The sequence below is a fragment of the Bradyrhizobium sp. 199 genome (genome assembly GCF_023073355.1).
Taxonomy (GTDB): Bacteria; Pseudomonadota; Alphaproteobacteria; order Rhizobiales; family Xanthobacteraceae; genus Bradyrhizobium.
In genome coordinates, this window is the sequence record NZ_JADPJI010000011.1 from 103,330 (window position 1) to 116,340 (window position 13,011).

Below are 13,011 nucleotides of genomic sequence, written 5' to 3' on the forward strand. Positions count from 1 at the left end.
GCTGACAGCAGGTTGGCAGCAGCCTCGGGCTTATGCGGCCGGCGGTGGACCCTCGTCGTCCTCGCCGGCCTGATACGGCTTCAGGATGTCCAGGTGGACGCCGCCGCAATCGGTGCAGCGCATGGTCCAGTACTCGCATCCGGCCCGCCCGCCGATCACGCGGAGCACCGAGAGATCTCCGTCGCATTCCGGGCAGTTGGACAGCACGGCGCGGGTGTAGATCCTCGGTCTCGAGCTGTCTTCAAATTCGATGACTGACATGACCGGTTGCCCCCTTTTGCGCTGCGCCGTCCCTGGGTCGCTTGCCGTCTCGCCTATTCGTCGTCGCTGTCGGTTCGCCGGCGGAAGCGGTCGATGTGGTGCTTGGCGTCGGCGATCGCAGCGCTCTGATCGGGCCAGGCGAAACCCACCTCCATGGCCGGAAACAGCACGCCGTCGATGGCGAGGGGGCTGAGATCGGCGCGGCGGATACGGGCGTGCCAGAGGCCTTTGCCAGCCTCGAAAGATTCGATGTCAAAGCCATCGTAGAGGGTCGTCATGGTAGTCCCCAAAGTGTTCGTACGTGTCTTGTTGGAGGGTCAGGAGACCACGTTTGCGCATTTTGGGATGTGAAGCCGTTCACAAGCGGTCGGCTTTTTTGCCTTTGAAGTGAGTCTTGAGGCGTCAGTTCCGAGCGGCAGTTCGGCCGCTTCGCTTCACCGGCCGGGCCGCGGGTTCCGCCGCCGCGCGCATGATCCAGCGGCGGAACGCGGCAAAATCGCGCTGCTCGGTCTGGAAGCTGCGATAGAGCAGATACCAGCGCATGCCCTTCGGCACCGAGAGGTCGAATGGCGCGACCAGCCGGCCGGCGGCGAGGTCGTCGTCGATATAGGGGCGGATGCCCATGGCGATGCCGAGCCCGTCGGCGGCGGCTTGCAGCGCCTGGCCGTAGAACTGGAACTCCGGCCCGCGCGCATTGATTCGCGGGACGCCCGTGGCCTTGAGCCAGATCGGCCAGTCCTCGGGCGAGTGCGCGACGCGGATCAGACTCGGCCCCTTCAGGTCGGCCGGGCGCTTCAGGCCGCTCGCCAGGCGCGGCACACAGACCGGCGTGAGGTCGCCTGCGAACAGCGGCTCGGCGACGAGGCCGGGCCATTCCCCAGTGCCGAGCTTGATGCCGCAGCTCCAGTCCTCGCCGAACGGCACCGACGCGCCGCCGGTGGTGAAGCGCACCTCGATGTCGGGCTCCTCGTTGCGGAATTCAGAGAGGCGCGGGATCAGCCAGCGCATCGCAAAAGTGTGGCCGACGCCGATGGTGAGCACGCGGACGCTGGCCGGCGCCGTCACCTGCGCGGTGAGGCTGGCCAGAGCGTCGAAGATCGGGGTCAGCCCGCTTTGATAGGCGCGGCCGGCCTGCGTCAGCACAAGGCGATTGGCCTTGCGCTCGAACAGCGCGACGCCGAGCCGCTCTTCCAAGAGATGGACCATGCGGCTGACGGCGGCCGCCGACACGCTCAGTTCGAGCCCGGCCGCAGCAAAGCTGCCGGTCCGTGCCGCCGCCTCGAATGCCTTGATGCCGTTGAGAAACAGCAGCCGCCGCAAATGCCCGACCCTCAGGAAAGCTGATGCCAGGCCAAGATAACTCAGTTTGCGCGAATTGGGCAAGCGGGGCACAAGAATGCGACTTCGTGCTGATTTGTTGAGGCGCGGGCGCGGCCTCTTCGCCTTCCCCCGCAAGCGGGGCGAGGGAGACGAACAGTTTACCGTCCCTCACTTGTGCGGAGACCTTCGTGACGCCCATCATGGTCGCTGCCCTTGGATTGCTGATGGTCGCCACCGCATTCCTGTCGGGGCTGTTCGGCATGGCGGGCGGGCTGATCCTGATCGGAGTGCTCTTGGCCCTGATGCCGCTGCCGACCGCAATGGTGCTGCATGCGATCACGCAGATGGCCTCGAACGGCTGGCGCGCCTTTCTGTGGCGCGCGCATATCCGCTGGCGGCCGGTCGGGAACTATATGGTCGGCGCTGCCGTCGCGCTCGCGGCGTGGTCGCTCACCCGCTACGTGCCGGACAAGCCGATGGCGCTGCTCTTGCTGGGCATCACGCCGTTCATGGCGCGGCTGTTGCCGGCGAACATCAAGCCGGATCCTGATCGGCTCTGGCAGGACACGGTCTACGGCACGATCTGCATGGGCTTGATGCTGATGACCGGCGTCTCCGGTCCGCTGCTCGACACCTTTTTCCTCGGCGGCGATTTCGGCCGGCGCGAGAAGGTGGCGACCAAGGCGATGTGCCAGCTCGTCAGCCATTTCACCAAGCTGATCTATTTCGGAGGCATCATCGACCAGGCGGCGAGCCTCGATCCCGTGCTCGCCGGCGTTGCCATCGCGGCTTCGATGCTCGGCACCACGCTGGCGCGGCGCTTCCTCGAAGCCATGACCGACCAGCAATTCGTGGCCTGGTCGAACAAGCTGATCACCACCATTGCCTGCTACTACATCGCCTATGGCGGCTGGCTGTTGCTTCGCGCGCCGGTTCTGGCTGCCTTCGACAAGGGAGGTTTGCAATGAGCGAGACAGCCGATCCGCTGGTGCTGGACTTCGTCGAATGGGTGGCGCGTGAGCCGCGCGCCTATCCGGAAGTGATCGCGACCTGGAAGACCTCGTGCCCCCGCCTCACCATCTGGGAAGACGCCGCTGACCGCGGCTATGTCGCGCGCGAGACGGTGCCCGGCGTGGGGCTGGTCATCGCGGTGACGGAAGGCGGCGAGAGGTTGCTGCGGATGAACGGGCGGTGAGCCCGTCACTTCAAGCTGGCTCTCGCCGGAGCGCTACCGCGTAGGCGTCGCAAGCCGCGGCCGGATGATCTCGACGATGCGCTCGGCCGAGGTGCCCGGCGGAAAGAAGCCGAGATATTTCCCGTCGGCGTCCATGAGGTAGATGAAGGAGGTGTGGTCGATCGTGTAGTCGACGCCGTCCTTGCCGATCGCGATCTTGGCAAAATAGACCTTGTAGGCGTCTGACGCCGCTCCGATCGCGTCCGGGCTGCCGGTCAGCCCGAGCAGCCGCGGATGAAACAGCGGCACATATTCGGCAAGATGCTCAGCCGTGTCGCGTTCGGGATCGAGCGTGATGAAGACCGGCTGGACGGCGTCGGCGTCCGGCCCGAGCTGCTCGAGCGCCTGTCCGATCGCCATCAGGTCGGTGGGGCAGAGGTCAGGGCAATAGGTAAAGCCGAAATAGACCAGCATCAGTCGTCCGCGGAAGTCGCGGTCGCTGCGCACCTTGCCGGTCTGGTCGATCAGCTCGAACGGGCCGCCGACCGGCTCCCGATTCCACATCAGGATGTCCATCGTCTCCGCGGCCGAGCGCGCCTGCGCCGCTCCGGCGCAGGCAAGCGCCAGCATCACGTATAGCCAGGCGCCGGCAGGCCGCATCAAAGCCCGAAGGTGAGGCGGCTGCCTGTCGTCGTCACCACTACCTTGCCCTCCATCTGGGCGTTGGCTTCCTGTGCGAAGTTGAGCCCACTGCAATGCATCGGCACCACGACGTCAGGATTGAGCGCCTTGATCTCGCTCACGACCTGCGCGAGGTAGTCCTTGGGCGCCGGGCCGAGGTGAAAGCCGCCGACGATGGCGTGCACTTTCTGGATGCCCGACACCTCCTGCGCCTGCTTCACCGAATTGACGATGCCGACGTGGCCGCAGGACGAGATCACGACGAGACCAAGATCCCGCACATTGAAGCAGGTGGCGTGCTCGTGGATGTGCGCGTCCGGCACGATCTTGCCCTCCATCTCTGCCGGCAGGTAGTGCCCGACGTTGCAGCCCAGTCCGTCCTTGATGCCAAACTCGACGAGGGTGTTCGGCAGCACGCGTTCACTGCTGCGGCGGGTGATCTTGCCGGTGGTGAAGGCGTGGTCCGCGATCACTGTTGGCGTTTCGCATAGCACCGTCGTCACCTTCTGCGCCGCGAGCGACCGGCGATCGAGGGTGCCGAAATCGGCGAACTGCCCCTGCGTCGGCGTCGGATTGACCCGATGGCAGAAATTATCCTCGCCGCCCGCGTAGAGCTTGAGGTCGGCGGGCAGCTTGTCGCGGAATTTGTCGAGGAAGCCGTTCAGGCCGCCGAAATGATCGTAGTGGCCGTGGCTGACGATCAGCGCGTTGAGCTTGGCCGGATCCACCCCGATCAACGCCATGTTGTTGAGCAGCACCTCGGGCGTGTACCCGTAGTCCAGCATCAGCGTGCGCTGGTTGCCGCCGCCTTCGGATTCCAACCAGAGCGACAGGCCCCACTCGTTGTGCAGCGATTTGCGGAAGTCGCCGCCGCGCGCGGCCGGCGTGATCGAGACGCCGTTGATTTGCTTGGGGCGGAAGAACAGGTCGAAGCTCGAATCCACCAGCACGCGCATCGAAAGCTTGTCGACCGTCGGGACGGCGATCGGCGCCGCGCTCGCGATCTCGACGCAGGTGAAGGCATTGGCAGCCGCGGCGCCGGCGAGCGCTGCCGAGCCAAGAAGGAAATCGCGCCGTGGAATGGTCCTCGTCATTGCAATGCCTCCCAGAGTTTGAAATGCCCAAGCTTAAGTCCAATCCGGCGCCAGCTCAACAAGTCGCGAGCAAATTCGCGGCCGACGCGACCTTAGGCATCCGGTTGCCGTCACACCCCGGCACCAGCGGCAGGACGGCTTTCTTGCGCTCATCGCCATGGCGGCTAATCTGTTCGCCAATCGCAGCAACGGGACTTGCCATGTCACTCAAACTCTACGAACTCGTCGGCACCGATCCTTCGCGCCCGTTCAGCCCGTACTGCTGGCGGACGCGAATGGCGCTTGCGCACAAGGGCCTGTCGGCGCAATCGCTGCCCTGGCGCTTTACCGAGAAGAGCGCACTTGCGCCGCACGGCTCCGAGAAGGTTCCGGTGCTGCTGCATGACCGCAAGGCAGTTGTCGATTCCTGGACGATCGCGAATTATCTCGAGGACAATTTCCCGGACCGTCCGTCGCTGTTCGGCGGCGAGGGCGGCCGCGCCATGGCACGCATGATCAACGCCTTCGGCGACATCGCCATCGTCGGAGGCATCTTTCCACTTATCATCGCCGACATCCCCAAAAATCTGGCCGAGATCGACGCTGCCTATTTCCGCCAAACGCGCGAGGCGCGTTTTGGCAAGACGCTGGAAGACATCATGGCAAGCCGCGATGCTGGCGTAGTCGCCTTCCGCAAATCGCTCGAAATGATGCGGCAGACCCTGAAGAAGCAGCCCTTCATCGGCGGCGCCGCGCCGAACTATGCCGATTACATCGTGTTCGGCGGTTTCCAATGGGCGCGCGTCGTGAGCCCGTTCAAGCTGCTGGAGGCGGACGATCCGGTTTACGCTTGGCGCGAAAAACTGCTGGATGGGTTTGATGGAATGGCGCGGACATCGCCGGGGTTTGCGGTGTAGACCTTGGTAGCTTCGAAGGGTGGGCAAAGGCGCGCAGCGCCTTGCCCACCATCTTTCGTATACGCAAGGATATTGGTGGGTACGCTTCGGTTTGGCCACCCTACGATACTGCCGCCTCCGCCGCCTTGCGCAAACACTCGCGGCACAGGCAATCCTCGCCCTTGACCGGCATTGGCAGCTTTGCTGTTTCCTCCGCGCACCAGCAATTGCCGGAGAGGTCGCAACCGAACTCGGTGCCACAGCGGGAGCAGGCGAGGCGGCGGGGTTCCAGCGATGAGGGTTCTTTCGGATTTGTCATGATTTACGTCGAAGCTTCGCCGTGATTTTCATGTCGGGTTCATCGGTCGTTGCGGTATATTAGGCCTCGCGCGCGGACTCGGAAAGCGGCTCCCGCCACGCGAAGGACAAATCGATGGCCCGCGATTCGCAAGCCGCGCTCGTCGCGCTCAACCGGTTCGGCTTCGGCGCCCGCGGCGGCGCGTCGGGCGATCTCATCAACGCAAGCTCCGATCCGCGCGGTTTCGTGAAGGCGGAGCTTGCGCGTGCGAGCGGCGTGCTGCTGGAGGCGCCCGGTCTGCAATCGACACCCCAGCTCGGGCAGGCCGTGTTCGCCTATCAGGACCAGATCAAGCAGGCGCGCGAGGCCGCCGCCAAAGCCGGCGCGCCGGCTGATGCGCCGCCACAAGCGCCGGTCGATCAGAAGCCCGGACTGCGCCGCAACCTCTCGCTGAACGCCGTGGCGACCGAGATCGCGGGCCAGATGGCCGAGGCCAAACCGACCGACAATAAGCCGACTGACAACAAGCCGGCCGAAAATATGGCGAAGCCGGACATTATGCAGCCCAATGCCGCCGCGCCGCCGGCCGCAAAGCCGGCACCGCAGCCGCTCAACGTGATTCAGAAAACCTTCCGCGCCGAGGCGTTGGCTCGGTTGCAGCGCGCGACCTTGGCCGCGTGCGGCTTCACCGAGCGTCTGGTCGCGTTCTGGTCCAACCATTTCTGCATCTCCGCGAGCAAGGGCGAACTGGCGCGGATATGGGCCGGCGCGTTCGAGCGCGAGGCAATCAGGCCGCACGTGCTCGGGCGCTTTGCCGACATGCTCAAGGCCGTCGAGCAGCATCCGGCGATGCTGTTCTTCCTGGACAACCAGCAATCGCTCGGCCCGGATTCCCGCGCAGGCCAGAACCGCAAGCGCGGGCTCAATGAGAATCTCGCGCGCGAGATCATGGAGCTGCATACGCTCGGCGTCGGCGGCGGCTACACGCAGGACGACGTCACCTCGCTCGCGCGCATCATCACCGGCTGGACCTTTGCGGGCCGGCAAGGGCAACTCGGGCCGCCCGGCTCCTTCGTGTTCAACACCAATGCGCACCAGCCCGGTGCGCAAAGGCTGCTCGGCAAGACCTATGAGCCGACGGGCCTCGCGCAGGGCGAGGCCGCGCTCGCCGACATCGCGCGGCATCCCTCGACCGCGAACTTCATCGCCACCAAATTCGTCCGCCACTTCGTCGCCGACGATCCGCCGCCGGCGCTGGTCGCGCGCCTGCGCGACGTCTTCGTCAAGACTGATGGCGACCTCAAGGCGCTTGCCATGGCGCTGGTCGATTCCGATGAAGCATGGAAAGCGCCGCTGACCAAGATGCGCAGCCCTTACGATTTCCTCGTCGCGAGCGGCCGGCTGCTCGCGCGCGTGCCCGAAGATCCCGGCGCTTATCTGAACAATCTCAATCTGTTGGGCCAGCCGCTGTGGTCGCCGGCGGGGCCGAACGGTTTCCCGGATACCAGCGCTGCCTGGGCGGCGCCCGAAGGGATAAAGCTCAGGCTCGATATCGCCGCGCAGATGGGTGCGCGGCTTGGCAACAACATCGATCCGCTCGATCTCCTGGAATTCGCGGCGGCCGATGCGGCCTCCATCGAAACGCGGCGGACCGTCGAGCGCGCAGAGTCGCGCCAGCAGGCGCTGGCGCTGCTGTTGATGTCGCCGGAAATGCAGCGGAGATGACGATGATCGATTGCGTCGAGAACCGGCTCCTCACCTCGCGCCGCAGTCTCCTGCTCGGCGGCGCATCTTTCGCGGCCTGGGCTTACCTGCCGAAATTCGCGCGCGCGGCTGAGGGGCGCGATCCCCGGCTGATCGTGGTGATCCTGCGCGGCGCGCTCGACGGGCTTTCCACCGTCGCGCCGCTCGGCGACCCCGACTATGCCGGCCTGCACGGTTCGATCGCGCTCGCGGCGGATGGTGCCCATCCCGCGATCATGCTGGATTCCTTTTTTGCGCTGCATCCGGCGATGCCGGAATTTTCGCGCATGTACCGCGACAAACGCGCCACGGTGATCCACGCGGTGGCGACGCCCTATCGCGATCGCTCGCATTTCGACGGTCAGGACGTGCTCGAAAGCGGCTATGCCGGCCCGGGCCGCGTGCAATCCGGCTGGCTCAACCGCGCGCTGGAGGCGCTGCCGCGCGGCGAGCGCGTATCGAGCGGCCTTGCGGTCGGGCCCACCACGCCGCTGGTGTTGCGCGGCAATGCGCCAACGGTCGGCTGGGCGCCGGTCGCGCTGCCCCAGGCCGACGACGACACCGCGATGCGCCTCGTCGATCTCTACCGTCACCGCGATCCCGCATTGGCCATGGCGCTGTCGCAAGGCCTCCAGCTCGACAAGGCCGCCAGCGGCGACGACATGAAGCGCAAGCCCGGCAATGCGGTGGCGCAGATGCGCCAGGTGGCGCGTGGCGCGGCCAAGCTGATGGCGGCGGACGACGGCCCGCGCATTGCCGCACTCGCTTTCGACGGCTGGGACACCCATGCCAATGAAGGCGGCCCGGTCGGTCGTCTCGCCTTCCTGCTCGGCGGGCTCGACGGCGCACTCGCCGAATTCGAAAGCGGCTTGGGCGATCGCTGGCGCGACACCGTCGTGGTCGTCGCCACCGAATTCGGCCGCACCGCGCGCATCAACGGCACCGACGGCACCGATCACGGCACCGGCACGATCGCGCTGCTCGCCGGCGGCGCGGTGAAGGGCGGCCGCGTCATCTCCGACTGGCCCGGCCTCAAGCTCGCCAACCTTCATGAAGGCCGCGACCTCAAGCCAACGACCGATCTGCGCTCGGTGATCAAGGGCGTGCTGCAGGATCAGTTCGGACTGTCGGATCGCGTGCTGGCCGAGACAGTGTTCCCGGACAGCGCGAGCGCGAAACCGATGAAGGGGTTGGTGAGCTGAGACCTATCCCTCGTCATTCTGGGTCGGCGCCTTGCGGCGCGTCCCGGAATGACGAGATAATTGGCCAAGCATCAGGAGACCATCACTCATGTACATCGCCATGAACCGCTTCCGTGTCGCCAAGGGCTCCGAGGCCGCCTTCGAGCAAGTCTGGCTTTCGCGCGACACCCATCTGGACAAGGTGCCGGGCTTCGTCGAATTCCATCTGCTGCGCGGCCCCGAGCTCGAGGACCACACGCTGTACGCCTCGCATACGGTGTGGGCGAACCACGCGGCGTTCGAGGCCTGGACCAAGTCGGAAGCATTTCGGGCGGCGCATCACCGGGCCGGCGACAACAAGCCGCTCTATCTCGGCCATCCCCAGTTCGAAGGCTTTGAGGTGATGCAGACCGTCGGACGCGGCGCGAAGTAGCGTCCTGCCTCGCGCGTCAGACCTGAGTGATCTTGTCGATCTCCGCCATCTCCTCGGCGCTGAGCTTCCAGGAGATCGCCTTGACGTTCTCTTCGATCTGCTCGACGCGGGTGGCGCCGGCGATCACACTGGACACCTGCGGGCGCGCGGCGAGCCAGGAGAAGGCGAGCTCCAGCATCGAATGGCCCCTCGTCCTGGCAAAGGCCTGAAGCTTCTCGACGATGTCCTCGTTGCGCGGCGTGACGTAGCGGTCGCGCAGCCGCGGCACCTTGCCGAAGCGGGTATCATCGGGCGCGGCCTCGCCCTTCCGGTACTTGCCGGTCAGAAGTCCGCTGGCGAGCGGGAAGAACGGTAACAGGCCCAGCTTGTATTCCGTTGCAGCCGGCAGCAGGTCCTTCTCGATATCGCGCATGATGAGTGAGTATTCGTCCTGGCAGGAGACGAAGCGGCTGACATTCATCGCGCGCGCGACATGCTCGGCTTCAGCGACGCGCCAGGCCGGAAAGTTCGAATTGCCGATATAGCGAACCTTGCCTTGGCGGACGAGATCGTCGAGGGCGCGCAGGCTCTCTTCGATCGGTGTCAGCGGGTCATAATCGTGCTGCTGGTAGAGATCGATGTAATCGGTCTTCAGCCGCTTCAGGCTGGCCTCGACCGCCGCCATGATATAGCGGCGCGAGGCGCCCTGCCTGGTGCCGTCCTCCGCCATCGGCTTGGAATATTTGGTCGCCAGCACGATGTCCTTGCGGCGATCGCCCAGGACGGTGCCGAGCACGACTTCCGAGCCGCCCATATTCGAATAGATGTCGGCGGTGTCGAACAGCGTGATGCCGAGATCGAGTGCGCGATGGATCACCTTGCGCGAGGTCTCCAGATCCGTGCGCTGGCCGAAATTGTTGCAGCCGAGCCCGACCGCAGACACGCGAAGCCCGGAGGCGCCGAGATTGCGAATTTCCATGGGAGATCCCTGTCGGAAGATGAACAGCCGCTCATTGTGACCATCGTGCGGTGCGACAGCAAGGCGCTCGCCGCGCTGCTGCCATGCCGACAGGGCGGACAAAAAAATGCGGCCCCTGTCAGACGCGGCGACTGACGGGGACCGCTGGGGCGCTTGATCGGTGACGGGGGACCTGATCAGACGCGGGTGCAGCCTAGCCGCGCTATGTTACGCGCTGGTGACAGCGGGAGTTATCCACAGGGTGCGCGCGGGGAATCAGAACAGCTTGCGATAGACGATGAAGCCGGACCGCTCCGCGACCTTGTCGTACAGGCGCTGCGCCGTGAGATTGGTCTCGTGCGTCTGCCAATAGACGCGCGGCGCTCCTGCGAGCCTTGCGCGTTCATAGACCCCGTGGATCAGCGCCGAGCCAACGCCCTTGCCGCGCGCACTCTCCGACGTGAACAGATCCTGCAAATAGCAGGACGGTTCGATCGCGGTGGTGCTGCGATGAAAGAGATAGTTCGTCATGCCGAGCAACTTGCCGTCGCTCTCGGCGACCAGCCCGTGCACCGGCTCATAGGTGTCGAAGAAGCGCTGCCAGGTCACCTTGGTGATGTCGGGAGCGAGCGCGGTCGGACCGGAGCGGCCGTAAAAGGCGTTGTAGCCGTCCCACAATGGCAGCCATTGATCGTAGTCCTGCCTGGTGACGGAGCGAATGGTGAGCGACATTTGGATTTCCGGGATCTCGGGGGTGCGACGAAGTGATGTCCTTCATACGTGATGATCGCATTGCCGATCAATCGCGCCGTTGCATCACTCCGCGACGCGCAGGTAGCGGGTCAGCCTGCGGCCGGCGGGATCGCGCAGGGAGCGGTAGTAGTCGGCGCGCGCCGGCGCGTCGGTGTGACGCACGAGGTCGGTTACCGGCGTGTAGCTGAGCATGCGTCCGCCGTCGGGCAGCGCGGCGCAGGCGAAGCGCAGCACTTCGCCGGTCCGCAAGGCAATGTTGATAGGCGTGGCATCGCCGGTCCGCACCATCTCCATGCGCTGCGCGATGAAAATGCCGAGTTCATCCTCGGGCAGTTCGAACGCGCCGGTGTCGCGGCCGTGATACATCAGCGCGATGAAGGGCGGCTTGCCGTCGGCGATCTCGTCCGGCACCGCAAAGTACTCGCGGAACGCGCGGCTGACGAACTCGGCGCGCGTCTCGGCATCGAGCAGCACGATGCCGATATCGACCTGGTCGAGCGCGGCTGACAGCCGCGCGGCGGTGGCGTGGCTTCGGCGCTCGGCCGCGAACGTGCCGAGTAGTCGCTCGCGCATCAGACCGGTGATGCCGGCGGTGCCGGCAGCCGTGATCGCCAGCAGGCCGAGCCGGACCAGATCGGCGGCAGAGGCGGACATGCCGTGACGGCTCAGGAAGAACAGCGCAACGCCGATCACCGCGACGGCTGCGCTGGTGATGGCGGAGGCGAGACCTGAGAGCGCGCCGGCAAGCGCCACGATGCCGACGAGAAACGGTGCGGGCGAGGGACTGGGGACAAAGCGATCGAGGAGCATCGCCAGCAGCAGGGTTGCTGCCGTCAGCACCGGACCGGAGATCGCACGCCATCCGAACCGCATGGACCAGTCTTGCTCCTCCCGAACGAGGTAAGACCGCAACTCTGACTGATCGTTGCGCCCTGCGATGTCTTTTCGTGCGATGTACCTAAGGCACGCTTGCTCGAAAGCGTAAGGCTTTCGGACGATTTTAAACCAAGTACGCGTGCTGGACGGGTTGTTGCAGCGCCGGCGCATTCAGCGTCGACGTCCCCGGGCCCTTGCGGGTGCCGACCACAATCAACAGCGATGCCGCGACCAGGATGGCCGCGGTCAGTGTGATTGCAACGACGATCACAGGTGATTTCATCGACGTCCCATCGCGATGCCGGTCAGCGCGGGCATGCAGCGCCTTGAAGGCCGGCCCAGGATGAAACCGGGACTCAGACCGGCAGGCCCATCGCCATGGTCGCCTTGGTCGACAGCACCGTCAGGGTGACGATCAGGCACAGCGAGAGAGCGGCGACGGCGAGCGAGGCCGCGACCGCATTGGTCAGCCGGGAAGACGCGACGGTAGCGGGATGGCCGTGAAAGCCTGCCGTGCCGGACGCCCGTATCATGGTCTAAATCCCTCAACGCGCGAGCGAATCACCCGCGACATTCCGCAATTTCCCAGTGGCAACCGGCAACATTGCGGCGGCTATCGCGGTGAAAATGGCCAGATTGCGGCAAATATTCCCCTTATGCCCGCTATTCCCCAGAGAGGGGGCGGGTGCCGTCAGGCGCTGGCGGCGATGCTGGCGGGATCGTCGACATCGGCCGGGCGCCAGTCCATCGGCACGAAGCCGGGAGCGGCTTCCACCCGCTTCAGCCAGTCCCGGATCGCAGGGAAGGCCTCGAGGTCGAAGTCGCAGCGGTCGGCCAGGTGAGTGTAGCCGTACAGCGCGATGTCGGCGACCGTGAGCTGGCGCGCGGCGAAATAGGCGTTGGTCTTGAGGTGGTTCTCCATCACCTGGAGCGCGCCATAGCCGCGCTCCATCCAATCTTCCAGCGAATGGGTCTGGAGGTCGCGGCCGCCCTTGACCAGCGACAGCCAGAAATAGGCGGCGCCGATATTCGGTTCGAGCGCGTGCTGCTCGAAGAACATCCATTGCAGCGCCTCGGCACGGTCGATGCGGTTCTCGGGCGCAAGCGGGGTGCCGACGGCGACGTACCATAGGATGGCGTTGGACTCGGCGAGATAGCGGTCGCCGCCGACCTCGAGCAGCGGCACCTGTCCCGACGGGTTCTTGGTCAGAAAGTCCGGCGTGCGGCTCTCGCCACGCAGAATGTCCACCTCGACCGCTTCGTAAGGCAGGTTGAGCAGCGCCAGCGCAAGGCGGACCTTGTAGCTGTTGCCCGAGCGTTGCATCGAATAGAGCTTGTACATTCTGGGAGGTTCGAATCCGAGGACGGGAAGACGCGACGCTCGT

The 13,011-nt window shown here is 65.4% G+C and carries 18 protein-coding genes; 6 read left to right on the forward strand and 12 right to left on the reverse strand.

Features of this window, described 5'->3' with window-relative positions:
• Window positions 1–30 precede the first annotated feature (30 nt).
• From IVB28_RS28060 to IVB28_RS28070, 3 genes are all read right to left on the reverse strand, one after another.
• On the reverse strand, window positions 31–261 hold the full coding sequence (locus IVB28_RS28060; RefSeq protein ID WP_247530596.1) for a hypothetical protein: 231 nt from the start codon (window positions 259–261) through the stop codon (window positions 31–33).
• Window positions 262–314: 53 nt separating this feature from the next.
• Window positions 315–539, reverse strand: a complete 225-nt coding sequence (locus IVB28_RS28065; RefSeq protein ID WP_247530597.1) for a hypothetical protein — start codon at window positions 537–539, stop codon at window positions 315–317.
• A gap of 124 nt (window positions 540–663) precedes the next feature.
• Window positions 664–1,581 carry a LysR substrate-binding domain-containing protein gene (locus IVB28_RS28070; protein WP_247530599.1) on the reverse strand — a complete coding sequence of 306 codons (918 nt, stop codon included), beginning with the start codon at window positions 1,579–1,581 and terminating at the stop codon, window positions 664–666.
• Window positions 1,582–1,769: 188 nt separating this feature from the next.
• Between IVB28_RS28070 and IVB28_RS28075 the strand changes: the two genes are divergently transcribed.
• Both IVB28_RS28075 and IVB28_RS28080 read left to right on the forward strand, forming a co-directional pair.
• On the forward strand, window positions 1,770–2,549 hold the full coding sequence (locus IVB28_RS28075; RefSeq protein ID WP_247530602.1) for a sulfite exporter TauE/SafE family protein: 780 nt from the start codon (window positions 1,770–1,772) through the stop codon (window positions 2,547–2,549).
• Complete coding sequence (locus IVB28_RS28080) at window positions 2,546–2,776, forward strand: hypothetical protein (RefSeq protein ID WP_247530604.1); 231 nt, start codon at window positions 2,546–2,548, stop codon at window positions 2,774–2,776. The genes IVB28_RS28075 and IVB28_RS28080 overlap by 4 nt, the downstream gene beginning before the upstream one ends.
• 33 nt (window positions 2,777–2,809) lie before the next feature.
• On the opposite strand, the gene IVB28_RS28085 is transcribed toward IVB28_RS28080, so the two are convergent.
• Together IVB28_RS28085 and IVB28_RS28090 are read right to left on the reverse strand one after the other, a co-directional pair.
• The gene (locus tag IVB28_RS28085; protein ID WP_247530605.1) at window positions 2,810–3,385 is read right to left on the reverse strand and encodes an SCO family protein; all 576 of its coding nucleotides are present in this window, start codon (window positions 3,383–3,385) and stop codon (window positions 2,810–2,812) included.
• Between the two features lie 29 nt (window positions 3,386–3,414).
• Complete coding sequence (locus IVB28_RS28090) at window positions 3,415–4,530, reverse strand: MBL fold metallo-hydrolase (RefSeq protein ID WP_247530606.1); 1,116 nt, start codon at window positions 4,528–4,530, stop codon at window positions 3,415–3,417.
• A 200-nt stretch (window positions 4,531–4,730) separates the two neighbouring features.
• Here IVB28_RS28090 and IVB28_RS28095 point away from each other — a divergent pair, with 200 nt between their 5' ends.
• Window positions 4,731–5,426 carry a glutathione S-transferase family protein gene (locus IVB28_RS28095; protein WP_247530608.1) on the forward strand — a complete coding sequence of 232 codons (696 nt, stop codon included), beginning with the start codon at window positions 4,731–4,733 and terminating at the stop codon, window positions 5,424–5,426.
• Between the two features lie 100 nt (window positions 5,427–5,526).
• Here the strand turns inward: IVB28_RS28095 and IVB28_RS28100 are convergent, their stop codons facing one another.
• Window positions 5,527–5,724, reverse strand: a complete 198-nt coding sequence (locus tag IVB28_RS28100) for a cysteine-rich CWC family protein (RefSeq protein WP_247530610.1) — start codon at window positions 5,722–5,724, stop codon at window positions 5,527–5,529.
• Between the two features lie 114 nt (window positions 5,725–5,838).
• Between IVB28_RS28100 and IVB28_RS28105 the strand changes: the two genes are divergently transcribed.
• From IVB28_RS28105 to IVB28_RS28115, 3 genes are all read left to right on the forward strand, one after another.
• Window positions 5,839–7,428, forward strand: coding sequence for a DUF1800 family protein (locus IVB28_RS28105; protein WP_247530612.1), 1,590 nt, complete (start codon window positions 5,839–5,841; stop codon window positions 7,426–7,428).
• The gene (locus IVB28_RS28110; protein ID WP_247530613.1) at window positions 7,425–8,648 is read left to right on the forward strand and encodes a DUF1501 domain-containing protein; all 1,224 of its coding nucleotides are present in this window, start codon (window positions 7,425–7,427) and stop codon (window positions 8,646–8,648) included. The genes IVB28_RS28105 and IVB28_RS28110 overlap by 4 nt, the downstream gene beginning before the upstream one ends.
• A gap of 88 nt (window positions 8,649–8,736) precedes the next feature.
• Complete coding sequence (locus tag IVB28_RS28115) at window positions 8,737–9,060, forward strand: antibiotic biosynthesis monooxygenase (RefSeq protein ID WP_212080358.1); 324 nt, start codon at window positions 8,737–8,739, stop codon at window positions 9,058–9,060.
• 16 nt (window positions 9,061–9,076) lie between these two features.
• Here IVB28_RS28115 and IVB28_RS28120 read toward each other — a convergent pair whose 3' ends face one another.
• The 6 genes from IVB28_RS28120 to IVB28_RS28145 form a co-directional block, all read right to left on the reverse strand.
• Window positions 9,077–10,018 carry an aldo/keto reductase gene (locus tag IVB28_RS28120; RefSeq protein WP_247530615.1) on the reverse strand — a complete coding sequence of 314 codons (942 nt, stop codon included), beginning with the start codon at window positions 10,016–10,018 and terminating at the stop codon, window positions 9,077–9,079.
• A gap of 255 nt (window positions 10,019–10,273) precedes the next feature.
• Window positions 10,274–10,729 carry a GNAT family N-acetyltransferase gene (locus tag IVB28_RS28125; RefSeq protein WP_247530617.1) on the reverse strand — a complete coding sequence of 152 codons (456 nt, stop codon included), beginning with the start codon at window positions 10,727–10,729 and terminating at the stop codon, window positions 10,274–10,276.
• A gap of 84 nt (window positions 10,730–10,813) precedes the next feature.
• Window positions 10,814–11,623 carry a PAS-domain containing protein gene (locus tag IVB28_RS28130; RefSeq protein WP_247530618.1) on the reverse strand — a complete coding sequence of 270 codons (810 nt, stop codon included), beginning with the start codon at window positions 11,621–11,623 and terminating at the stop codon, window positions 10,814–10,816.
• 127 nt (window positions 11,624–11,750) lie between these two features.
• Window positions 11,751–11,909, reverse strand: coding sequence for a hypothetical protein (locus IVB28_RS28135; protein WP_247530620.1), 159 nt, complete (start codon window positions 11,907–11,909; stop codon window positions 11,751–11,753).
• A 73-nt stretch (window positions 11,910–11,982) separates the two neighbouring features.
• Window positions 11,983–12,159 carry a hypothetical protein gene (locus tag IVB28_RS28140; RefSeq protein WP_247530622.1) on the reverse strand — a complete coding sequence of 59 codons (177 nt, stop codon included), beginning with the start codon at window positions 12,157–12,159 and terminating at the stop codon, window positions 11,983–11,985.
• Window positions 12,160–12,317: 158 nt separating this feature from the next.
• Window positions 12,318–12,968 (reverse strand): glutathione S-transferase family protein, encoded by a 651-nt coding sequence (locus tag IVB28_RS28145; protein WP_247530624.1) that lies wholly within the window; start codon window positions 12,966–12,968, stop codon window positions 12,318–12,320.
• Window positions 12,969–13,011: the final 43 nt, after the last annotated feature.